General features: G+C 63.8%; 17 protein-coding genes. 10 read left to right on the forward strand and 7 right to left on the reverse strand.

All coding sequences use genetic code 11. From position 1 onward, the window contains the following. Positions 1 to 206: 206 nt before the first annotated feature. The gene (locus tag V6765_RS13095; RefSeq protein WP_448429434.1) at positions 207 to 563 is read left to right on the forward strand and encodes a flagellar biosynthetic protein FliO; all 357 of its coding nucleotides are present in this window, start codon (positions 207 to 209) and stop codon (positions 561 to 563) included. Positions 564 to 636: 73 nt separating this feature from the next. Here V6765_RS13095 and dksA read toward each other — a convergent pair whose 3' ends face one another. Next, on the reverse strand, positions 637 to 1,056 hold the full coding sequence (gene dksA / locus V6765_RS13100) for an RNA polymerase-binding protein DksA (RefSeq protein ID WP_448429861.1): 420 nt from the start codon (positions 1,054 to 1,056) through the stop codon (positions 637 to 639). Between the two features lie 355 nt (positions 1,057 to 1,411). Here dksA and V6765_RS13105 point away from each other — a divergent pair, with 355 nt between their 5' ends. The 4 genes from V6765_RS13105 to V6765_RS13120 all read left to right on the forward strand — a co-directional run bounded on the left by V6765_RS13105 (position 1,412) and on the right by V6765_RS13120 (position 5,203). After that, positions 1,412 to 1,927, forward strand: coding sequence for a SixA phosphatase family protein (locus V6765_RS13105; RefSeq protein WP_448429436.1), 516 nt, complete (start codon positions 1,412 to 1,414; stop codon positions 1,925 to 1,927). A 94-nt stretch (positions 1,928 to 2,021) separates the two neighbouring features. Continuing rightward, positions 2,022 to 3,500, forward strand: coding sequence for a YcjX family protein (locus V6765_RS13110; RefSeq protein ID WP_448429438.1), 1,479 nt, complete (start codon positions 2,022 to 2,024; stop codon positions 3,498 to 3,500). Next, the gene (locus tag V6765_RS13115) at positions 3,497 to 4,558 is read left to right on the forward strand and encodes a YcjF family protein (RefSeq protein WP_448429440.1); all 1,062 of its coding nucleotides are present in this window, start codon (positions 3,497 to 3,499) and stop codon (positions 4,556 to 4,558) included. Before V6765_RS13110 ends, V6765_RS13115 begins: the two co-directional genes overlap by 4 nt. A 99-nt stretch (positions 4,559 to 4,657) precedes the next feature. After that, positions 4,658 to 5,203, forward strand: coding sequence for a hypothetical protein (locus tag V6765_RS13120; RefSeq protein WP_448429442.1), 546 nt, complete (start codon positions 4,658 to 4,660; stop codon positions 5,201 to 5,203). Between the two features lie 27 nt (positions 5,204 to 5,230). On the opposite strand, the gene folK is transcribed toward V6765_RS13120, so the two are convergent. From folK to V6765_RS13140, 4 genes are all read right to left on the reverse strand, one after another. Continuing rightward, positions 5,231 to 5,743 (reverse strand): 2-amino-4-hydroxy-6-hydroxymethyldihydropteridine diphosphokinase, encoded by a 513-nt coding sequence (gene folK / locus V6765_RS13125; RefSeq protein ID WP_448429444.1) that lies wholly within the window; start codon positions 5,741 to 5,743, stop codon positions 5,231 to 5,233. After that, positions 5,733 to 6,101 (reverse strand): dihydroneopterin aldolase, encoded by a 369-nt coding sequence (gene folB, locus V6765_RS13130; protein WP_448429446.1) that lies wholly within the window; start codon positions 6,099 to 6,101, stop codon positions 5,733 to 5,735. The genes folK and folB overlap by 11 nt, the downstream gene beginning before the upstream one ends. Then, on the reverse strand, positions 6,098 to 6,970 hold the full coding sequence (folP, locus tag V6765_RS13135) for a dihydropteroate synthase (protein ID WP_448429448.1): 873 nt from the start codon (positions 6,968 to 6,970) through the stop codon (positions 6,098 to 6,100). Before folP ends, folB begins: the two co-directional genes overlap by 4 nt. Positions 6,971 to 7,152: 182 nt before the next feature. Next, positions 7,153 to 7,473: a 2Fe-2S iron-sulfur cluster-binding protein gene (locus tag V6765_RS13140; RefSeq protein WP_026173774.1), complete on the reverse strand. Its 321-nt coding sequence runs from the start codon at positions 7,471 to 7,473 to the stop codon at positions 7,153 to 7,155. Positions 7,474 to 7,980: 507 nt separating this feature from the next. Between V6765_RS13140 and V6765_RS13145 the strand changes: the two genes are divergently transcribed. Further along, a complete protein-coding gene (locus V6765_RS13145; RefSeq protein WP_448429450.1) occupies positions 7,981 to 14,121 on the forward strand; it encodes an apolipoprotein A-IV repeat region-like domain-containing protein in 6,141 nt (2,046 codons plus the stop codon). Positions 14,122 to 14,198: 77 nt separating this feature from the next. Here V6765_RS13145 and V6765_RS13150 read toward each other — a convergent pair whose 3' ends face one another. Continuing rightward, a complete protein-coding gene (locus V6765_RS13150; RefSeq protein WP_448429452.1) occupies positions 14,199 to 14,735 on the reverse strand; it encodes a hypothetical protein in 537 nt (178 codons plus the stop codon). A 179-nt stretch (positions 14,736 to 14,914) separates the two neighbouring features. Here V6765_RS13150 and thrC point away from each other — a divergent pair, with 179 nt between their 5' ends. From thrC to V6765_RS13170, 4 genes are all read left to right on the forward strand, one after another. Further along, the gene (thrC, locus tag V6765_RS13155; RefSeq protein WP_448429454.1) at positions 14,915 to 16,309 is read left to right on the forward strand and encodes a threonine synthase; all 1,395 of its coding nucleotides are present in this window, start codon (positions 14,915 to 14,917) and stop codon (positions 16,307 to 16,309) included. A gap of 28 nt (positions 16,310 to 16,337) precedes the next feature. Then, complete coding sequence (locus tag V6765_RS13160) at positions 16,338 to 17,636, forward strand: M16 family metallopeptidase (protein WP_448429456.1); 1,299 nt, start codon at positions 16,338 to 16,340, stop codon at positions 17,634 to 17,636. Between the two features lie 186 nt (positions 17,637 to 17,822). Continuing rightward, positions 17,823 to 18,356 carry a GNAT family N-acetyltransferase gene (locus V6765_RS13165; protein ID WP_448429458.1) on the forward strand — a complete coding sequence of 178 codons (534 nt, stop codon included), beginning with the start codon at positions 17,823 to 17,825 and terminating at the stop codon, positions 18,354 to 18,356. A gap of 9 nt (positions 18,357 to 18,365) precedes the next feature. Then, positions 18,366 to 21,257, forward strand: coding sequence for an EAL domain-containing protein (locus V6765_RS13170; protein ID WP_448429460.1), 2,892 nt, complete (start codon positions 18,366 to 18,368; stop codon positions 21,255 to 21,257). A 63-nt stretch (positions 21,258 to 21,320) separates the two neighbouring features. Here V6765_RS13170 and V6765_RS13175 read toward each other — a convergent pair whose 3' ends face one another. Next, positions 21,321 to 22,385, reverse strand: coding sequence for a zinc-binding metallopeptidase family protein (locus V6765_RS13175; RefSeq protein WP_448429462.1), 1,065 nt, complete (start codon positions 22,383 to 22,385; stop codon positions 21,321 to 21,323). Positions 22,386 to 22,446: the final 61 nt, after the last annotated feature.

A 22,446-nucleotide genomic window follows, 5' to 3' on the forward strand; every position in this document is an offset into this window, starting at 1 on the left:
TTCTGCAAGCATATCTAGCGACAAATGCTTAAATTTCGGTATTGCCGCACGGTTTCCGCCCCGCTGCGACCCGGTTGCGCCCATGCCTTGCTTCGTTCTGGTGATATTGCCAAAAAAGGCGCGATTTCAATCCGTAAGCCATGCTAGATTGTGCCGCGCATGCGCAGGCAATGCGCAGACATGGCATAGGCAGTGAAAGGCAGACGATGGGCGACCTCGGTTTTGGCAGCATGATTTTCGATATACCGCTGATCGCGATCGGCGTGATCATCGTGGTCATAGTCGCGATCTGGGTTCTGATGCATCTGCGCCCGCCATCGCCCTTCATAAGGGGCGGCAAGAACCGTAAGCCCAGGCTTTTCGTGGTCGATGCCGCAGCCGTCGACGCGCGCCGCCGGGTGGTGCTGATCCGGCGCGACAATGTCGAACATCTGGTGATGATCGGCGGCCCGAACGATATCCTTCTGGAAACCCGCATACCGGCGCCCATCGGCACGCGCCGCGCGCCTTCGGCCGAAGAGACCGCCGCAAAGCCCGCAGCCGCGCCCACCGAGCCCAGGTGATTCGGCGGCAAGCGCAAACAGCCATGAGAATCAAAAGGCCGCGTCCTCTGGCGCGGCCTTTTGATGTGTCATGCTATTCGTCGCGGTAGACTTTTTCGCGTCGCTCGTGGCGCTCCTGCGCCTCGATCGACAGGGTTGCGATTGGTCGCGCATCGAGCCGCTTGAGACCGATCGGCTCACCCGTCTCCTCGCAATAACCATAGGTTCCGTCGTCGATACGGCGCAGCGCCGCGTCGATCTTCGAGATCAGCTTGCGCTGACGATCGCGTGCCCGCAATTCGATGGAACGGTCGGTTTCGGAAGAGGCCCGGTCAGCGAGATCGGGATGGTTGGCGCTTTCGGCGGCCAGATGTTCGAGCGTTTCGCGTGCTTCCCGCAGAATATCGTTTTTCCAGGCGATCAGTTTTGCGCGAAAATAGGCCCGCTGGTTGGGATTCATGAACTCTTCGTTATCGGAGAGAACATAGCTACTAAGATCAATGTTCTTGTTCAAAGCCATTCTCCTGAACAACACCCCACGGGCGGTGTATATCCCAAACAAATACGAAAATTCAAGCCTCTGCTTCATATTTGGGCAGGTAAAAAACTGTTGAAAAAATAGGCCCTGCCTGAAGAACGGCCTTCCTGTCACAATGCCGTTCAAAATCGCGCCTGCGTTGCAGGACCGGCGAATATCGCTCTCCAGGGCTGTATTTGAATGGATTTTCCGCGCTCCGGAAGCATCGAACAAAGCCGGCAAAAAAGCGTGAGGCCTTGTGAAAAAATCATGGTAAAGACATGGTCGATTTTTGAATGTCAGCGCAGCCACCGCGCGTTCGATACCGCTTCACGCCGCTTCGAGATTGAGAATGTCGACCATCAACCCGCACCCCGACCGGATCTATCTTCTGCGCCATGCCCAGGCGGTCTGGCCCGAGCCGACCATGCGCGATTACGACCGGCCGCTCTCCAAGCGCGGCGTCGATGACGCGGCCGAGCTTGCCGAGCGGATGAAGCAGAGCGGCTACGTTCCAGGCCTGATCCTGTCGTCTTCCGCGATGCGCTGCCGGCAGACGGCGGATGCCGCCTATCGTACGCTCGGCCGCGCGCCGGCCTGCCGGTTCCTCGACGATTTCTACCAGGCCGCGCCCGTCACCTATCTGGAGGCGCTGGCCGAGAATGCCGACGCCAAGACCGTGCTGATCTGCGGCCACAATCCCGGCATAGAGGAAACGCTGCTGATGCTGGTGGGCCCCGAAGCCTTCAACAGGGCCTGCCCCTACGGCTTCCCCACCGCCGGCATGGCTGTGCTCGATCACGCGGGCGATGGCGCGGGCACCGAAACGCCGCAATGGAATATCACGGCCTTCCTCGCGCCGAACTAGGCCAGTGCGCAAGCACGCTCCCGTTCACAACAGCGCTTTGATCCGCGCGCCGGCTTCCCTATATTGCGGGTAGACCCGTGAAAGGAGGCCGATCTTGACGCCGATCCATACGTCGCTGGGCGACAATGCCAGACTTACGCTCGACAACATCACGGATCGCGCCTCCGACCTTGTTCAGCCAACGCTCAGGCTTGGCGTCACCGGCCTGTCGCGGGCCGGCAAGACGGTGTTCATCGCCTCTCTTGTCCACAACCTGCTGCATAATGGCCGCCTGCCATTCTTCGAGGCGATGCGTTCTGGGCGCATCTCCGACATCAGGCTGGAAGAGCAGCCCGACGATCAGGTCCCTCGCTTCGACTACGAAACCCATATCGACCGGCTGGTCGACGAACGCATCTGGCCCGATTCGACCCGCGCGGTGTCCGAACTCCGCCTGACGCTGCATTATCAGAGCGCGAGCCGCTGGAACCGGATGTTCTCGCGTGGCAGCATCTCCATCGATATCGTTGATTATCCAGGCGAATGGCTGCTCGACCTGCCGCTGCTCGGTCAGGATTTCCGCACCTTCAGTCGCGAGACCGAGGCGCGGGCGACAAGCCCGGCGCGAGCGGCGCTCGCCAAGGGCTGGATGGAGCTTGCAGGCTCTCTCGATTATGACGCGCCTGCCGATGAAAAAGCCCTGAAGGCGTTGCATGAAAGCTTCACGGCCTATCTGACCGCCTGCCGGGCGGATGAGCATTCGCTTTCCACCCTGCCGCCCGGGCGCTTTCTGATGCCGGGCGATCTGGAAGGTTCGCCCGCCCTCACCTTCGCGCCGCTGCCGGGTCTTGGCGAGGAAAAATTCAAGCGCGGCTCGCTTGCAGCCCAGATGGAGCGGCGCTTCGAGGCCTATAAATCCGTCGTGGTGAAGCCGTTCTTCCGCAACCACTTCGCCCGACTCGATCGCCAGGTCGTGCTGGTCGACACGCTGCAGGCGCTGAGCCGCGGGCCGGAGGCGATCGCCGATCTGGAGCGCGCGCTTTCCGAGGTGCTGTCCTGCTTCCGTCCGGGACGCAATTCCTGGCTCTCCTCGCTTGCGCGGCGGCGGATCGACCGGGTACTGATCGCCGCCACCAAGGCCGACCATCTGCATCACGAAAGCCATGACCGGCTGGAAAAGCTGACCCGCCGGCTCGTCAATGACGCGATCAAGACCATCGGCATTTCCGGCGCCGGGATAGACGTGATGGCGATCGCCTCCGTCCGGGCGACGCGGGAAGCTACGGTTGAATCCGGATCGCAGGTTCTTCCGGTCATCGTCGGCACCCCTATAAAAGGCGAGAAGATCGGCACGGAAACCTTTGATGGAATTCGAAAAACAGCAATCTTCCCCGGCGACCTGCCGGCCAATCCGGAGGCGTTTTTCCGCATGCTGAAGCGCGGCGGCGACGTGCCGGAAAGCCTTGCCGATATCAATGCCGTGCGTTTCCGCCCGCCCGAGATCGACATCGAGGCCAGCGAGGGCGGGGTTTCGATCCCGCATATCCGCCTCGACCGGGCATTGCAGTTTCTGATCGGAGACAGACTGGCATGAGCCCCGACCACACGCGCCGCCCGGCGGTATTCGATATCGAGGAGAAAGCCTCCCGCAAGGAAGACGAGCCGCGCCGCCCGCCCCGCCATTTCGATCCGCCCCCGGTGACGCCCGATGAGGACGACCCGTTCCTGAACGACGCGGAGACGATCGCGGCCGACGAGATGGAGCCGCCGGTCGCGACCATGAAGAAACGCGGCTTCTCGTTTTCCAAGCTTGCCGGCATCGCCTTCGGCATCCTGCTGTCGCTGGCGATCGGGCTGTGGATCGACGATCTGGTGCGTTCGCTGTTCGCCCGCGCGCCCTGGCTCGGCTGGCTGGCGCTCGGCGCTGTCGTGGTGGGCGTGGCGGCGGCGCTGGTGGTCGTGGCCCGCGAGATCGTCGCGATCATGCGGCTTGGCGCGATCCAGCATATCAAGTTGAAGATGGCCGAGGCCCATGCGAGCAGCGATGCCGCAAGCGCCCGCACCGCCGCCCGCGAGCTTTCCACGCTGCTTGCCGGCAAGGCCGAGACCGCGCGCGGCCGCCAGCGGCTGTCCGAACTCGACGAGGAGGTGGTCGACGCGCCGCAGCTTGTGGAATTCTGCGAACGCGAGATGATGGCGCCGCTGGACCTGAAAGCCCGCGCGCTGATCCTCAACGCCTCCAAGCGCGTATCGGTGGTGACCGCCATCAGCCCGCGCGCCGCCGTCGATCTTCTCTATGTCTTCTACGAATCGATCCGCCTGATCCGCAACATGGCGGAGCTTTATGGCGGCCGGCCCGGCTCTGTCGGCATGTTCCGGCTGATCCGCGACGTGCTCTCGCATCTGGCCGTCACTGGGTCGATCGCCGTCGGCGACAGCCTAATCCAGCAGGTGCTCGGCCATGGCCTCGCCTCCAAGCTTTCCGCCCGCTTCGGCGAGGGCATGATCAACGGGCTGATGACCGCCCGCATCGGCATCGCCGCCATGGATCTCTGCCGCCCGATGCCGTTCCACGCCCTGAAACGCCCCGGCATGGGCGATTTCATCGGCGATCTCGCGCCCGGCGAAAAGCGCGACCTGTCGAACCCATAGGCTCCTGCGCGCAAGCATAGATTGTGCGCAAACCAAAGCTTAACCATTCGCCGTCATGATTGGCTACCGAACTGATGTCTTGCGTAACCGGAACAATCGATGGCCCCCACTTTCCGCATCCTTCGCTCCGCCCTGCTGATCGCGGCCCTCGCGGCGGCGCTTCCGGCAAGCGCCCTTGCCGAAAGCGATGACGACGCGTTCTTCCGCCAGGTTGCCGGCAAATGGACAGGCCCCGGCAAGATCGTCGAGGGCAAGCTGAAGGGCACGCACTTCAAATGCGAACTCGACGGCCTTCCGGTAACCGGCGAGGAAGGCGGTTTCAAGCTGAACGGCAAATGCCGCGCCGGCCTGTTCTCCCACCCGATCACCGCCGTGTTCATCCGCGACGGCGACAGCTATCGCGGCCAGTTTCTCGACGGCGAGGATGGCGACGGGCTGGCGGTGACCGGCGGCAGCATCGAGGACCAGAAAGCCGTGATTTCGCTGCGGCGCAAGGAGGTCGAGGGCGCTCTGGTGACCAGCATGCAGAGCGAAAACGATCTCAACATCACGCTTCTGATCAAGGGCGGCACCCGCTATGTTCCGGTCATCGGCCTGTCGCTGAAGCGCGAGGGCGATCCCTTCACCGTTGGCGCGATCAAATAGCGGCGTCCTCGGAAAACCGGAGCGCGCTCACGCCGTCCACCATGCCCCGTCATCGCTGATCGCGACAATGCCCGCCATATCGGCCTCGGATGCCCATTCAGACACCGCGCGGCCGTTGACGGCAAGGTCGGGCGCGATTTCGGCGAGCGGCATCAGCACGAAGCCGCGTTCCAGCATGCACGGATGGGGGATGGTCACGGTCTCGGTATTCAAAGTCTCCGTGCCATAGGTCAGGATATCGATATCGATCAACCGCGGGCCCCAGCGCACATCGCGCACCCGTTTCAATTGCTTTTCGATATCGAGGCAGCGCTGCATCAGCGCCTGCGGCGGCAGTGACGTTTCGACCAGCGCGCAACAATTGATGAAGGGCGGTTGCTCGACAAGGCCCCAGGGCGGGGTGCTGTAAAGCTTCGAGACGGCGACAACTGCGGTGCCCTCCCCGTCATCCAGCAACTGCAAGGCGCGCGCCATGGCGGCCGCCGGATCGCCGAGATTGGCGCCGAGCCCGAGCGCGGCGCGGACGGGTTCAGCGGACATCGCGCACCAGCCTCGCCTCGACATGATCGAGAATGCCCGAGATCGGCACCGAGGGCTTGCGCACCGCCACTTCGACGCGCGTGATGGCTTGGTGATAGGCGGCAACGGCCTCGGCGATCGCGGCCGCAAGCGCCTCGATCAACTGGAAGCGCCGTTCCGTCACCACCGCGCCCACCACCGGATAGAGCCCGCCGTAATCGACGGCATTGGTGAAATCGTCGGCAAGGGCTGCCGCGTCATCGACATCGACGATGACGTCGACGAAGAAGCGCTGGCCCATTCGCTCCTCTTCCGGCAATACGCCGTGATAGGCATAGAAGGCGCAGTTTTTCATGGTGATCGTGTAGCGTCCGCTCATGACCGGTCTCCATACCGTCGGGAAATGATTGCGTCGGCGGCGGCAAGCGCCGCCTTGTTGGCCGCGACATTGTGCACGCGGAATATCGCGCCTCCGGCAAGCCGCAGCAGCGCGGTGGTCGCGGCAGTGGCGAAATCGCGCGCGAGATTGTCGTCGGCCCCGGCAAGGGCGGCGATAAAGCGCTTGCGCGAGGTGCCGATCAGGAGCGGCAGGCGAAGCTCGTGCAGCCGCTCAAAATGCGCCATGATTGCAAGATTGTCGTCGCTGTCCTTGCCGAAGCCGAAGCCGGGATCGAGGACCAACCGGTCATCGGCGATCCCCGCAGCGCGCGCCGCACGAAGCGCTTCTTCGAGAAAGGCGAATTGATCGGCCATCGGATCGGAAAGCGTGTCATCCCGGCGGCTGGTATGCATCAGGCAATAGGCCGCACCGCTTCGGGCCGTCACGGACAGAATCTCGGGCTCCGCCGTGCCGCCGGAAATATCGTTGACGATATGCGCGCCCGCCGCCACCGCGAGCCGGGCGGTCTCGGCGTGGTAGGTATCGATGGAGATCAGCGCCTCGGTTTTCGCCGCCAGCGCCTCGACCACCGGCAGCACGCGGTCCTGCTCCTCGGCAGGCGTCACATCGGCGGCGCCCGGCCGGGTCGACTGGCCGCCGATATCGAGGATCGCTGCCCCCTCCTCCACAGCCCCAAGGCCAAAGTCAACAGCAGCCTCGACGCTGTCGAACTGTCCGCCATCGGAAAAGGAATCGGGCGTCACATTGACGATCGCCATCAGCACGCCGCGCGGCCCGAGCGTGAGCGAGCGCCCGTGCGCGCATTCAAGCTTTCGCAGCTGAAAAATTCTGGCGGACGCTTCGATCATGATGTTCCTCCAGGGCAATTGGCAGTCAGGCGGAACCAGGCAAGGTTCCCGAACATGCGGCAAGACAGAAAGATGACGCGCGCGGCATCATGGCGAAGCACGGGAAACCGTCACGACCCGCATACATCCGGGCCTTCCGCTCGTCCACTCGGAAAGCCGTCATTGCCCCTTCTGCGCGCGCCTCAGCCCTGGCTGTCGGGTACCCGCACCGTCAGGCCGTCCAGTTCGGCGGACATGGTGATCTGACAGGAAAGCCGCGAATTGGCGCGTACGTCGACCGCGAAGTCGAGCATGTCTTCTTCCATCGGCTCGGGCTCGCCAACCTTTTCGGTCCAGGCCTCGTCGACATAGACGTGACAGGTGGCGCAGGCGCAGGCCCCGCCGCATTCCGCCTCGATGCCGGGCACGCCGTTACGGACCGCGTTTTCCATCACGGTCGAGCCGTCCTGCACCTCGAGGTCATATACCGTATCGTCATTGCCGATGAATTTCAGTTTGAGCATTTGCCGGGCCTTGGTCTTTTCGGGAGGGTCGTTCAGCGCTAATTGGGCCATCTGGGCGAGGCAGTCAATATCGCCTTGCCCATATGGCGTGGCGGACGCCGGGCTTGAAGGCCCCGCGTTTTGGTTTTGCGAAAGCCTCAGAAAAGGCGCATTATGGTTAATATTTGCTAAATATCGGAATTTGATCGGTTTTTGCCGCCGCAAAACCGGCTCTTGCGCGATCGATCGCGGGGAGCTTCGGGAGGGAGACTTTCACGATGTTGTGCGCGTCTGGCGAATGTGCGATGAAAAGCTGGGATAATCCTTTGAAATAGAAGACATTTGCCCGAGTTTACAGGCCTTTCCCATATGGAAAAGGTCCCGTTTGAAAAGGCATCTGGACGCTGTTTCAGAAAATGCGTACCGCGCCAGACAGGCCGCAACGGCTGTGTGGTTCGGGATTGAAATAGAGTAATCGGGCCGGCTTTCGCCTTGATGCGAGACCGCCCGTGTGTTGCGAGGCGTATTATGGCGAACCAAACTGGCGGCTCTTCGCTCGACGATCAGGCACTCCACGCACTGGAGGACGCGCTTGCATCCGATGTGGCGAGCGACGACACTTCCGGTGAAGCCGACGCGGCGCAGAAGAAGGCCCCGCGGCTGCGCGCGCCGTCGCAGCGCAAGCAGTCCGCTGCGCCCGCATCGTCGCGCGCCACCGCCGCCCGGCCGAAATCACCCGAATTCCGCCCCGCGAACGACCCCGGGATCGTCTCGACCCAGCGCGTGCTGCGCGCCTTCGAGCGCTCGTCGACCGTCAAGGCGTTGCGCAACTCCACCATCATGGCCGCCGGCTGGCTGGCGCTCGGCATTGGCGGCACCATGGTCGCCTTCGGTTCGGAAATCTTCCGCGCCCGCTCCTTCGCCGACATTCTCTCGATCGACGGCATCGGCCTTGCCGCGGCGCTCACCGTCGCGCCGATCTTCGTGTTCTACGCCTTCAACCTGATGCTCGCCCGCGCCCGCGACATGCAGGAGGCCGCCCGCTCGATGGCCGAGGTCGCGCTCAAGCTTTCCGACCCGGATGAGAACGCCGCCCAGCAGGTGCGCAATGTCAGCCAGGCGGTGCGGCGCGAAGTCTATGCCATGAATGAAGGCATCGAGCGCACCATCGCGCGCGCCTCGGAACTGGAAAACCTGGTCCATTCCGAAGTCAATGCGCTCGAGCGCAGCTATGCCGAAAACGAAATGCGGATCCGCAATCTGGTGCAGGAACTGACGGCCGAGCGAGAGGCTGTGGTCAATCACGCCGCCCGCATCCGCACCTCGCTTCTGGGCACCAACGACCAGATGAAGTCCGACATCGCCCAGGTGATGGATGAACTGACCCAGACGGTCGGAACCGCCGGCGACGGCGTTGCCAAGATGCTCGAAACCCGCGCGGCGACGCTCACGGAAAGCACAAGCCGCGCGGCCCAGTCGCTTGGCGACCTCTTGGAGGAACGCTCGACCACACTGCGCGAATCCTTCGATCGCAGCTATGGCCAGTTGAGCGAACTCTTCGACGACCGCTTCAACGACCTTTCCAACCGCTTCGACGAGCGCGGTCGCAAGCTTATCGGCGATTTCCACACCAGCGCGACCGCGCTGAACGAGGACACCGAGCGCCTGACGGCAACGCTCAGCGAGCGCGGCGCCAAGCTTGACGAAATCCTGTCGGAGCGCACCGCCAAGCTGCGCGACGTTGCCGAAAGCAGCGAAACCGCAATGAACGCGGCGCTCGAACGCGTTGTCGGCGGATTGACCGACACCATCACCGAGACCGAGGCCCGCTTTACCCAGAAGCTCAACGAGGCCAATGAGGAAGCGGCAAGCCGGTTCGACGAACGCAGCCAGTATGTCGACCAGCGGCTGGAAGCCACGCTCACCCGGCTCGGCAGCAATATCGACAGCCGCCTGGAAAATTTCACTGGCGCGCTCGAAGCCAGTGGCAATGCTCTGGAAGATCGTCTCAATGGCGGCGTGGAGCGCGTTTCGCGTTCGCTGGCCGAGGGCGAATCCACTATCGGCAGCATGCTGGAGAGTGCATCCGAGCGCCTTCAGGAGCGCATGAGCGACGAAACCCAGGCGCTTGCCGCCAGCCTTTCGGCCAATGTCGAAGCGCTCGACCAGACACTTGAAAACCGCAGCCGCGAGCTTGGCAGCAAGATCAGCGCCGAGCACGAGCGTCTTGGCCAGACCTTCGATGAAGCCGGCAACCGCCTGGAAGGCAATATTGCCCGCCTCAACCAGCAGCTCGCCGGCGGAGAAGCCAGCATCGCCGCCTCACTCAGCGATGCCGCCGAGCGGCTCGGCGACCGCATGAACGAGCAGGCGATCATGCTGACCACCACGCTTTCGATGAGCGAGGAAAGCCTTGCCCAGACGCTCGATTCCCATTCGGCGCGCGTCGAGGAAAGCATGCGCGCGGGTAATGAACGCCTGAGCGGCACGCTTTCGGGCGTTTCGGAACGGCTCGATGCCCAGCTCGAACGCTTCAACACCCAGGTGGGCGACAGCGAGAGCGGTATCGCCGCAACGCTGGAAAACGCTTCGAGCCGGCTCAAGGAGCAGCTCGACGAACATCAGATGGACCTTGCCGCGACGCTTTCGGCAAGCGAGGCAACCTTCGGCCTCACGCTCGAAAACCAGGCGGAGAAGCTCGGCGATACCATCCGCCTCAGCCAGGACCAGCTCGACGGCACGCTCAACACCGCGGCCGAAAAGCTGGAGGAACGCCTCACCCGCTTCAACGCCCAGATCGGCGACAGCGAGAACGGCATCGCCGCATCGCTCAACGCCGCCTCCGAGCGCCTGAGCGACACGCTGAATGACCGCACGATCATGCTCACCACGGCGCTTTCGGCGAGCGAGGAATCCTTCGCCCAGACGCTGGACACCCATTCCGCGCGGCTTGAAGAGACGCTTGGCGCGGGCCAGGGCCGGCTTGGCCAGGCGCTGGAACAGGCGACCGGCGAGATCGGCAGCCAGTTCGAACGCTTCAGCGACCGGATCAGCACCGGCGAGACCGGCATTTCCGCCGCCATTGCGGGCGCTTCGGAACGGATCGACCAGCAGTTCGACCGCCTCACCCAGGGTCTGGGCGATGGCGAAAGCAGCATCGCGAAAACGCTCACCGAGGCCGCCAGCCGGCTCGACGAGCGCTTCAGCGAGCACGCCATCATGCTGGCGACCACGCTTTCGACCGGCGAGGAAACCTTCGGCCAGACCATCGAATCGAATACCGCACGCCTTGCCGCGGCGCTTGAGTCCGGCCAGAGCCAGCTCGCAGGCGCCTATGAGGGCGTGGCAAGCCGGCTGCAGGCGGCCATCACCAACGAAGCCAACGCGCTTGACGGCCGCATCAGCGCGATCGACAGCCGGATTGCGGAAACCTTCGCAGCCCGCGAAGCCGGTATTCGCGATGCCTATCGCGAGGGCCAGACCCAGCTCGAAGACGCCCTGCGCAGCAATGCGGGCGAGATCCAGCGCGCCTTCGACCAGGCAAGCGCACAGGTCAACGAGACGCTTACCGACCAGACCACCAATATCTCCGCATCGATCGCCGCCTCCACCAGCCTCCTGGAAATGACGCTGGAAGGCCGGCGCGAAGCCCTGCAGGACACCATCGACAAGGCCGGCACCGCGCTCGAAGGCCGCCTGCGCGGCTCGGCGGGCGCGATCGCCGAAAAGGTCTCGACCGCCGCCGGGCTCATCACCCGCTCGGCCGAAACCATGACCGACCGGGTGGAAACCTCCTTCGGTGTGCTGAACGAAACGCTCACCCGCCATGGCGATGCCGTGGAGAAAGGCGCGTTCCGGATCGAGGGGCTTGCCGAGGAAACCGGACGCCGTCTCGACGACGCGCTCACCAACCACGTCAGCGCGATCGAACGCTCGTCCGACGAGGCGCGGACCCGTTTCGAAAACACCTTCGCCGAACAGCGCTCGGCCTTCGAGCGCACCGCCAATGACGCGAGCAGCCAGCTCAATGCCTCCGCCGATGCGCTTCACGCGCGCATCTCCGGCGCGCTGGAAGACAATGGCAAGCGCCTGGAACAGGCCGGCGAGACCGTTTCGGAACGGCTCCACGAGACGCTGCTGACGCACGAAAACACCTTCTCGCTGATCGGCGCGCAGTTCGACGAGCGGCTGAACAGCATGCTGGACGAAAAGACGCGCGGCATCGAGACCGCCTCCTCCTCCGCCGCCGACCGCCTCGGCGAAGCCCTTGACGCCCGCCACAGCCGGATCAGCGAGACGCTGGAACAGGGGCATGGCCGGATATCCGAGAGCCTTGAACAGGCTGAGGGCCGTCTCTCGGATACGCTTGGACAGGGCCACGGAAGAATATCCGAGACCCTGGAACAGGCTGAGGGCCGACTTTCCGATTCCCTGGAACAGAGCCACGGTCGGATTTCCGAGACGCTCGGACAGGGCCACGGCCAGATCGAGGAACGCTTCGGCAGGCTGGAACAGGCACTCGATCACGGCATCGGCAATCTCAACAGCACGATGGATCGCCGCGCCGGCGAGCTGGCGGGCCGCCTGCGCGACACCGTCGCCGAGGCCGCCGGCGACATGACCCGCAATGCCGAGGAAGCGCGTCAGAAGCTCGAAGCCAGCGGCAGCGCCTTCACCGAGCAGGTGACGAACTCCGTCGCTTCCGCACGCGAGGGCATGGAACTTTCCGCCAACGCGATCTTCGACCGCGCCCGCGAACTGCAGCAGGCGCTTGCCGAACAGAGCAACGCGGCAAGCGAAAACGCATCGGAAAACAGCGCCCGCATCAGCGAGATCCTGTCGGCCACCAGCGCGCGGATCGACAACCAGATCGCAACGATCCAAAGCACGATGAGCGATGCCGAAAACCTGCTTGCCCAGCGCACCGAGCGGATGAATGCCGGCATCACCGAAGCCGCCGGCGCAATCTCGCAGTCGATGGGCGAAACCGAGCGGACCATGACCGAACGGGCCGCCGAACTGCGCGACAATCTCGGTTCGCAGATCGCATCGCTGCAGGAAATCCTCGGCGCCGCCGACCGTGCGCTTGCCGCCCGCGGCGAAGCCGTCGGCACCGCGCTCGACGAGCGCTCGCGCGACCTCAACTCGATGCTGGCCGGCCGCACCGCAGAACTCAACGCCCTGATCGACGAAAAGGCGCAGCCGCTGATCGCGCGTTACGCCGAAACCGGCCGGATCGCGGCGGAGGAAATCCGTCAGGCCGCCGACGAGACCAGCCGTCAGCTTCGCGATGACAGCAATGCGCTGGCCGGCAATGTCGAGGCGCTGGTGCGCCATCTCGGCCAGAGCCACCAGTTGCTCGCCGGCGTCGTCAACGAGGCCGCCGACAGCCTGTCTTCCGTCGACCGGAACCTCAACACGACCGCCAACCGCATCACCGAAACCGCAGAACGCTCCGCCGCCTCGATGTCCGAGGCCGGCGCCATGCTCGGCAACAAGGTCGATGCGCTCGACGGCAGTGCGTCCAACTCGCTTGCCGCGGTGCGCGAACTGGTCGAGAAGATCGAAAGCCATGCCGGCATTCTGGACCGCGCCTCGAACCTGATCGGTTCCGCCCAGTCCAACCTCGCCAATACGCTCACCGAGCGTCAGGAGGCTCTCGGCCTGCTGTCCAACGGGCTTGCCGAGCGTTCGCAGGAAATCGAGCGCGGTCTGAAGGCGGTCGCCGCCATGATCGCCTCGACCATGGACCAGACCGGCCGCGAGGCCGAGACGATGTCGCAGCGCGTGGGCGAGACCATGCGCGGCTCGGTCGAAGACGCCGCCAAGCGCTTCTCCGGCGCGACCAGGGAGATCGAACAGGCAGCAGCAGCCATCCGCGCCGAGCTTGATGATACACGTGCAGCCGTCAAACGCGGCATTCACGACATGCCCGAGGAGGCCCGCGAAAGCGCGCAGGCCATGCGCAAGGCTGTCGAGGACCAGATCCGCGCGCTGCAGGATATCTCCACGCTGGTGTCGACCTCGCGCAACCAGCTTTCGCAGCCGGCTACGCGCCAGGACCCCGCGCCTGCCGCCGCCGCGCCGCGCAACAGCAACAGCCTGCCGCCGTTTTCGGCATCGCCCGCCGGCAACGCTTCCGGCGAACGCAGCCTCGGCAGTTTCGAAACCAAGGCCTCGGCCGCTCCCGCGCAGCCCGCCCGCCAGGCGGTGACCCGGTCGTCAGGCTCCAGCGCGCCCGGCGGCGAAGGCTGGATCAGCGATCTGCTGCGCGCCGCCGCCCGCGAGGAAGCCGGCCAGAGCCGCAAACCCGCCGAACGCCGGCCGGCCGCTGAAACGCTGAATGCGCTCTCGGTCGATATCGCCAGCGCGATCGACCACGACACCGCCGCCGATCTCTGGCACCGGTACCAGCAGGGCGAACGCGACATCTTCTCCCGACGTCTTTACACGCTGAAGGGCCAGCGCACCTTCGACGAGATCAAGACGCGTTATGAAGGCGACCGCGAATTCCGCACCTCCGTCGACCGCTATATCGCCGATTTCGAGAAGCTTCTGTCGGACGTGATGCACAACAACCGCGACCGCGGCGTGGTCCAGTCCTACCTGACATCGGACACCGGCAAGGTCTACACCATGCTCGCCCACGCGGCCGGAAGGCTGCGATAAGGCGAAAGACACGACACGAAAAAGGCGGCCCCGGAGCCGCCTTTTTTATTGTTCCAATGCAGAAGGATGCAGACCGCTCAGCGGGCGATGCCAACTCTGACGGCGGTGTTCGGGCCTGCCGTGGCGGGCACCGGCAGGTTGTCGGCGCGGAACAGGAACTGGGTCGACATGCCTTCGGCGGGCAGCGTGACTTCCTGCTGGATCACCTGGTCGTAAAGCGCGACATCGCCATCGACCACCTCGACGCGGACCGGGACCTGATAGGTGCCGGACTTTGCCTTCGGGCCGCCGACGAGGCGGCCTGCGATCGAAATCGTCTCAAGCAGCTGGTTGCCGCCGGGCGCGGCCGCGCAGGTGCGGCTGAATTCGCCGAGCGAGACCTGGTAGGCGAGATTTTCCGGCGCTTCGGAATTGGCCGGCGAGTAAACGCGTTTGAAAGCAACCTCGTCATCGAGCATCACCTTCGGGCAGAGCTTCGTCAAGGCGGTCAGGTTGATGCCCGGGGTGACCGGGCGGGCGGGCGCGGGCTCCGGCTCGTTCTGGGCCGTCGAGCAGGCCGCCAGTCCCGAAATTGCAAGAACAGCTGCCACGCGGCGGGTAGTGCGAAATGACACGGCGAAACTTCCTTTCCTCTCTCAAGGGGTTTTCAAGCACTCGGGCTTTGCTTTATATCAGCGCCAACACAGATTGTCTGGTCGACCGCCCCCTCGTCTCCATTAGAACGGTCTTAACAGGTAAAGCCTGCCACAAGCTAGACAATTTCCGTATTCTGGCAAGCACAAAGGGGCTTTGCGTGGACTATATTTCTACCCGTGGCGAGGCGCCCGTCCTCGGTTTTTCAGATGCGGTTCTGGCCGGCCTCGCGAAGGATGGCGGGCTCTATCTGCCGCGCGAATGGCCGTTCCTGCCGACCGATAGTATCCGCGCGCTGCGCGGCAAGACCTATCAGGAAATCGCCTTCACGATCATCAAGCCGTTCATCGATGGCGAGATCGCCGATGACGAGCTGAAGGCGATGATCGACGACGCCTACGCCACCTTCCGCCACGAGGCGGTCGTGCCGGTGGTCCAGAGCGGCGCGAACCGGTTCACGCTGGAGCTGTTCCACGGCTCGACGCTCGCCTTCAAGGACGTTGCCATGCAGTTGCTGGCCCGGCTGATGGATCACGTGCTGGCAAAACGCGGCCAGCGCGCCACGATCGTCGGGGCTACCTCTGGCGATACCGGCGGCGCTGCGATCGATGCGTTTTCGGCAAGCACCCGCACCGACATCTTCATCCTGTTTCCCCATGGCAAGGTGTCGCCGGTGCAACAGCGGCAGATGACCACGCTCGGCGCCGACAATGTCCACGCGATCGCAGTGGAAGGACATTTCGACGACTGCCAGAACCTCGTCAAGGCGATGTTCGCCGATGGCGGCTTCCGCGACGAGGTGAAGCTTTCCGGCGTCAACTCCATCAACTGGGCGCGGATCATGGCGCAGGTGGTCTATTACTTCACCGCCGGCATCGCGCTCGGCGCGCCCGACCGCGAGATCGACTTCACCGTGCCGACCGGCAATTTCGGCGATATCTTCGCCGGCTATGTCGCGATGAAGATGGGGCTGCCCGTCGGCCGGCTGGTGATCGCCACCAATGAGAACGACATTCTCGCCCGCGCGCTGGAGACCGGCCGCTATGAGATGCGCGGCGTCGAGGCCACTACCTCGCCGTCGATGGACATCCAGATCTCTTCCAATTTCGAGCGGCTGCTGTTCGAGGCAAGCGACCGCGACAGCGCTTATGTGCGCCGCGCCATGGCCGGGCTCAAACAATCCGGCGCGTTCGATATCGAGGAGAAGACGCTCGCCGAAATCCGCGCCCTGTTTGCCGCCGGCAGAACGGATCAGGCGGGCGCTGCCGCCGAGATCGCGCGCTCGCTCAAAGACACCGGCGTGCTGATCGATCCCCACACCGCCGTCGCCGTCGCCGTTGCCAGAAAGCACGAGCGCAGGGAAAACCCGATGGTGGTGCTGTCGACCGCCCATCCCGCCAAGTTCCCGGACGCAGTAAAATCGGCAAGCGGTATTGACCCGGCGCTTCCCGCATGGCTTGCTGGTTTGATGGACAAGGAGGAGCGTTTCAGTGTCCTCTCTCCCGACCTGGATGCCATCGAGGCCTATATTCGTTCAGGCATCCAAAAAGGTTGAGCACTGACCAAAACGAAAGCAGGACCGCATGACCGTAGAGTACACCCGGCTTTCCTCCGGGTTGACCGTCGTTACCCAGAACATGCCGCATATCGAAAGCGTTGCGATCGGAACCTGGATCAAGTCTGGTTCGCGCAATGAACTCATAAACGAGCATGGCATCGCCCACCTTCTGGAACACATGGCCTTCAAGGGCACCAAGCGCCGCACCGCCCGCCAGATCGCCGAGGAGATCGAAAATGTCGGCGGCGAGGTCAATGCCGCGACATCCACCGAGACCACGTCCTACTATGCGCGCGTCCTGAAGGATCACGTACCGCTGGCCGTCGATATCCTGGCCGATATCCTCACCGGTTCCGCCTTCGACGAGGAGGAGCTGGCGCGCGAGAAGAACGTGATCATGCAGGAGATCGGCGCCGCCAACGACATCCCCGATGACGTGGTGTTCGACAATTTCGCGGGCGCGGCCTTTCGCGACCAGACCATCGGCCGTCCGATCCTCGGCACGCCGGAGACCGTGATGGCGTTCACGCCGGACGATATCCGCCGCTATCTCGCCCGCAACTATACGACCGACCGCATCTTCATCGTCGCCACCGGCGCGGTCGACCATCAGTCCTTCGCCCGCATGGTGGAGGAGCGCTTTGCATCCCTTCCGCGCAAACCGGAAACGCCGCCGCAGATGGAGGCCGCGATCTACACCGGCGGCGAGGTGCGCGAGAGCCGCACGCTTTCCGATGCGCAGATCATTCTCGGCTTCGAGGGCCCGGCCTATCACGCGCAGGATTTCTACTGCTCGCAGATCCTCGCCAATATCCTCGGCGGCGGCATGTCCTCGCGCCTGTTTCAGGAAGTCCGCGAAATCAGGGGGTTGTGCTACTCGGTCTACGCCTTCCACTGGGGATTTTCGGATTCCGGCGTATTTGCGGTGCACGCGGCAACCGGCGGCGAGCAACTGCCCGAACTGATGCCCGTCATCGTAAACGAGCTGCAGCGCGCGGCCGATCATTTCGACGAAAGCGAGATCGAGCGCGCACGCCAGCAGATCCGCGCCCAGCTTCTGATGGGACAGGAGAGCGCGGCCGCCCGCGCCGGGCAGATCGCCCGCCAGGTGATGCTGTGGGGCAGGCCGATCCCCAACGAGGAAATGATGCTGCGCATCGAAAACATCACGCCGCGCCGCCTGACCGACCTTGCCGGCCGTTCCTTCTACGACGCGCCGCTGACGCTGTCGGCAATCGGGCCGCTGGACCAGCTTGGCGGGATCGAAGACATCGCCGGCAGCCTCAGCTTCAATCACAAGCAGGCGGTGAATGCTGCCGGGTAGACCAGACGGGCACGCTGCCCGTCGCGCCGTTAAAACCGCCCCGCCTTCGGCTGCGCCACGGGGCCGTCCCGCGCGCGCGTCCGGCGGCTCCGACAGCCGGTTGGCGGAGTAGCAGGCGTGGCTGCGTTGCTGATTTCGTCCCGCGCGCGACGGCGCCATCGGTTCGCCATACAATCCGCCGACCATATGCTGCGGCTGCCGCGGATGGCCGATTTCGAGGAGTGGAAAGCGCTTAGAACCCGCAGCCGCGCCTTTCTGCAGCCGTGGGAGCCGGTCTGGAGCGCTGCCGACATGACCCGGCGCGGATTTCGCAAGCGCATCGCCCGGGTCAATCTCGAATTCGAGTCGGGCTCGGGCATCCAGCTTTTCATCTTTGCCAGAAACCCCGACAGGTTGGTCGGCGGCATCACGATCGGGCTGATCCGGCGCGGCGTGGCGCAGATGTGCATGCTTGGATACTGGATGGGCGAGGAATATGCCGGCAAGGGTCATATGTTCGCCGCACTTCAACTCGTAATTCGCTATATCTTCGAGGAGTTGAGGTTGCACCGGATTGAGGCGGCCTGTATCCCCACCAATATGCGCAGCGCGTCGCTGTTGCAAAAAGCCGGCTTCACCAAGGAGGGGTACTTGCACAAATATCTGCGCATCAACGGCGAATGGCAGGATCATATTCTCTTTGCCCTGCTCAAAGACGACTACGACCGCAAAGGGAATTAAAGACCGCTGATGCCAATGTCCCCCCTCACCGGCTGGCTCTGCCGTAACCTTCTGGCGCTGTTTGGCGCGATCGTCGTGATGATCGCTGTGGCCGCGCCGGCCCTGGCGCTCGAACCGGTGGAAGTGTCGCGCGGCGATGTCGCCATCGACCTGACCTCGCAGGTCGAGCTCTATCCCAATGAGGGCGAGACCTTCCAGATTTCCACGGTGCCCGACCCGAACGGCATAAGACGTCGCATCGAGGTCCGCTCCACCGGCGACAGCCACTCCGGCGACTGGGCGGTGTTTTCGCTTGCCAATATTTCCGACGAGCAGCTCGACCGGCTGATCGTCGCGCCGCATTTCCGTCTCGTCGGCTCCGGCCTGTTCTGGCCCGATCTCGGCTCGTCGCGGATCGAGGCGATCACGCCGAGCGAGGGCTTCGCGCTGAACCGCGTCAACAGCGACGACGCGGACGTATTCTCGATCACGCTCAATCCGGGATCGGTGATCACCTTCGTGGCGGAACTCAACACCGCCGAACTGCCGCAGCTCTACATGTGGGAGCCCGAGGCCTACAAGGACACAGAAAACGCCTTCACGCTCTACCACGGCATCGTGCTCGGCATTGCCGGCCTGCTGGCGGTGTTTTTGAGCATCCTGTTCGTGGTCAAGGGAACCTCGGTGCTGCCGGCGACGGCGATGCTGGCATGGTCGGTGCTGCTCTATGTCGCGATCGATTTCAATTTCCTGAACCAGATCATACCGCTGTCGGCGTCTGATCAACGCATATGGCGGGCAAGCGCCGATGTCGCGATCGCGTTTTCGCTGGTGGTGTTCCTGTTCACCTATCTCAATCTGGCGCGATGGCATGCCCAGCTCGGCTATGGCACGGCCGCCTGGGGCGTGCTCCTGATGGCGCTGTTCGGCGTGGCGCTGTTCGACCCATCCGCGGCCGCCGGCATTGCGCGCCTCTCGTTCGCCGCAACCGTGCTTGCCGGCATCGTGCTGATGTTCTACCTGAGCTTCCGGCGCTATGACCGCGCGATCTTGCTGATGCCGGCCTGGGCGCTGATCGTCGCCTGGCTGTTTGCCGGCTATATGGCTGTGACCGGCCGGATCGACAACGACATCATTCAGCCGGCGCTTGACGGCGGCATGGTTCTGATCGTGCTGCTGCTCGGCTTCACCGTGATCCAGCACGCCTTTGCCGGCGGAGTTTATCAGCCCGGCCTGTTTTCCGATCTGGAGCGTCAGGCGCTCGCCTTTCTCGGCACCGACGCCACGGTGTGGGACTGGGATGTCGGCCGCGACAGGATCGTTACAGAGCCCGATTTCGCGCCCAAGCTTGGCCTTGCGCCAGGCGCGCTGAACGGCCCGGCGCGGACATGGCTGCAATATCTCCACCCCGCCGACCGCGACCGGTTCCGCTCCACCCTCGACCTGTTCCTCGAATGGCGGCGCGGCCGGCTGAAGCTTGAATTCCGCGTGCGCGCGAATGACGGGCATTATCATTTCATGACCATCCGCGCCCGGCCGGTGCTGAGTTCGGATGGCGAGGTGATCCGCTGTGTCGGCACGCTGAACGACCAGACGGACCACAAGGTCTCCACACAGCGCCTGTTGCAGGACGCCGTGATCGACAATCTCACCGGCCTGCCGAACCACACCATCCTCACCGACCGGCTGCAATCGCTGATCGCATTGTCGCGCACGGCGCCGCATCTCCACCCGACGCTGATCGTGGCGGATATCGACCGGTTCAAGGAGATCAACGAGACGCTGGGCTTTGCCGCCGGCGACAACATCCTGATCGCGCTGACGCGCCGCATCCAGCGGCTGCTTAAGCCGGAGGACACGCTGTCCAGAATCTGGGGCAGCAGCTTCGCGATCATCCTGCAATCCCACAATGACCCGGACGCGATCGCCGAGTTCACCGACGCCCTGACCGCCGCGATTGATGTGCCGATCACCTTCGAGAACCGCGAGATCGCGCTCACGGCGGCGATCGGCATCGCGTCGTGGCACGACGACCATGAGACCGCCGAGGCGTTTCTGGAGGATGCCCGGCTGGCGATGCTGCGCGCCAAGCGCATGGGCGGCAACACAGTCGAGACCTATCGTCCGGCGCTCAGAATGCTCGATGACGAGCGCAAGCAGTTGCAAGGCGACCTCGGCCGCGCGATCGACCGCCAGGAAATGACGGTGCTCTACCAGCCGATCGTGAAGTTCGAGGGGCAGAAGCTTGCGGGCTTCAGGTGCTCGCTGAACTGGAAGCATCCCCAGCGCGGCGATGTCTCCGCCGGCGAGATTTTCGAGCTGAGCCGGGAGAGCGGCCGCTCGGCGGAGCTCATCCTCTACACCGTCCGTCAGGCTGCCAACGATCTCGCGGCATGGCAGCAATCCGTCGCCAATGCCCGCCCGTTTGTGATGGTCGAGCTGAGCTGCAACGAGATGCTGAAAACCAGCACGCTGATCGAGCTGGAAAGCATTGTGCGGGAATCGGAAGTCGCGCCGCGCCAGATCGTGTTCTCCATTCCGGAGGATATCGTGCAGGAAGCGCCCGAGCAGGCGAAGCTCGCCCTGCAGTATCTGCGCACCATCGGCGCGGGCGTTACCCTGTCGGGCTTCGGCAACGGCCACGGCTCGCTGACGCTGCTGAAGAGCTTCCGCTTCGATGCGACCTATGTCGACGGCGCAATCTTCAAATACAATCAGGAACCGCAGGCGGAAATCGTCAAGGCCTTCAGCGAACTGGCCGAGCGCCTCGGCACGGCAATCGGGATCAGCGACCTCGACAATGAGGCCGATGCCACAGCCTTTGCCGAAGCCGGCTGCACCTATGCAACCGGCCCGATTTACGGGCCGGCGGTCGTCTCAACCACCGCGATCCGCCTTGTGCGCGAGAACGGAGCAAGCTGAACCGGCAAGGTCCGCCCCGCGCCCGCGAAAGCCGGGGCATGGCCTGCCGGGCGCGGCTCGGCGTTACGCTGCCGCTTTTCCGGCATTAGGGCCGTTCAGCATGGTGACGATGTAATCGATCTTGGCGACGATTTCCGGGGTGAGCACGAAGGGATAGAAATCCTGCTGACCCATTGACTTGTGGATCGCATTCATCGCGATCGTCAGCGGTATCCACGCATCCGCCAGACGTTTGCCGCTGACGCATTTATAGGGGTCGCCGAGTGGTTCGAGCCGTGCGTCGTCCACCGCAAGGCCAAAGGCGCGCGCGGTTTCCAGCGTGTCGACGATATGGAGCGCATGGGCGAAGCTCTCGGCGAAATCCTCCCAGGGGTGGGTCGCCGCATAGGCGCTGACGTGGTGCTCGGGCCAGTCCGGCGGCGGGCCGTTTTCATAGTGCCGCTGGAGCGCCGCCTGATAGTCGTCGCGCTCATCACCGAACACCTTGCGGAAGCTCTCCAGCCGTCCGTCGTCGCGCACCAGCCGGTCCCAGACATAATGCCCGACCTCGTGGCGGAAATGGCCGAGCATGGTGCGATAGGGCTCGTTCATCTGATCGCGGATGATCTCGCGGGTGACGTCGTCGGCCTCGGCCGCGCGGAGTGAAATCAAGCCGTCCTCGTGGCCGGTCATCGCCGGCGTGACAGAGCCGTCAGCCTCCACGGTGTCTTCAAGGAAATCGAACACCAGCCCGTTTTGCGGGTCCTGCTTGCGCGTCGGCGTTTCCACGCCCCAGCGCAGCAGCGAATAGAAGAGATGCCGCTGGGCAGCGCCGATGCGCTTGAAACGGTTGAGCCCGATCTCGGTGCTGGTGTCCGGTATCAGGTTGTTGTGCCGGCAGGCCAGGCAGAAGGTTTCGTCGTCGTCTTCATCCACCAGCCAGTTGCACACGCCGATCCCGGTGTTCTCGCAAAGCCGGAAACGGCGGCTCTCATCATCCGCCTTGTGCCAGAGGTCTCCCTCGCCCTGCCTGATGGAATAGAGGGCGATATCATCCGGCGCAAAGCCCAGCCGATGGCCGCAAGCGACGCAGGTATCGTTATCGAAATAAACGGTCTGCCCGCAGTGATCGCATTCAAAGATCTTCATGGAGGCCTCGCAATTGCATCCGCCATCATTGGCAGACGCCCCTAAACGGGAATCCCGGCCG

This window comes from Martelella sp. FOR1707 (assembly GCF_053484265.1).

What these genes read in the sequence shown, in the direction of transcription:
- V6765_RS13095 (WP_448429434.1), top strand. Translation starts at nt 207, where the DNA reads ATGGGCGACCTCGGTTTTGGCAGCATGATTTTCGATATACCGCTGATC.
- V6765_RS13105 (WP_448429436.1), top strand. Translation starts at nt 1,412, where the DNA reads ATGTCGACCATCAACCCGCACCCCGACCGGATCTATCTTCTGCGCCAT.
- V6765_RS13115 (WP_448429440.1), top strand. Translation starts at nt 3,497, where the DNA reads ATGAGCCCCGACCACACGCGCCGCCCGGCGGTATTCGATATCGAGGAG.
- V6765_RS13120 (WP_448429442.1), top strand. Translation starts at nt 4,658, where the DNA reads ATGGCCCCCACTTTCCGCATCCTTCGCTCCGCCCTGCTGATCGCGGCC.
- folK (WP_448429444.1), bottom strand. Translation starts at nt 5,743, where the DNA reads ATGTCCGCTGAACCCGTCCGCGCCGCGCTCGGGCTCGGCGCCAATCTC.
- folB (WP_448429446.1), bottom strand. Translation starts at nt 6,101, where the DNA reads ATGAGCGGACGCTACACGATCACCATGAAAAACTGCGCCTTCTATGCC.
- folP (WP_448429448.1), bottom strand. Translation starts at nt 6,970, where the DNA reads ATGATCGAAGCGTCCGCCAGAATTTTTCAGCTGCGAAAGCTTGAATGC.
- V6765_RS13140 (WP_026173774.1), bottom strand. Translation starts at nt 7,473, where the DNA reads ATGCTCAAACTGAAATTCATCGGCAATGACGATACGGTATATGACCTC.
- V6765_RS13145 (WP_448429450.1), top strand. Translation starts at nt 7,981, where the DNA reads ATGGCGAACCAAACTGGCGGCTCTTCGCTCGACGATCAGGCACTCCAC.
- V6765_RS13160 (WP_448429456.1), top strand. Translation starts at nt 16,338, where the DNA reads ATGACCGTAGAGTACACCCGGCTTTCCTCCGGGTTGACCGTCGTTACC.
- V6765_RS13165 (WP_448429458.1), top strand. Translation starts at nt 17,823, where the DNA reads ATGCTGCGGCTGCCGCGGATGGCCGATTTCGAGGAGTGGAAAGCGCTT.
- V6765_RS13170 (WP_448429460.1), top strand. Translation starts at nt 18,366, where the DNA reads ATGCCAATGTCCCCCCTCACCGGCTGGCTCTGCCGTAACCTTCTGGCG.
- V6765_RS13175 (WP_448429462.1), bottom strand. Translation starts at nt 22,385, where the DNA reads ATGAAGATCTTTGAATGCGATCACTGCGGGCAGACCGTTTATTTCGAT.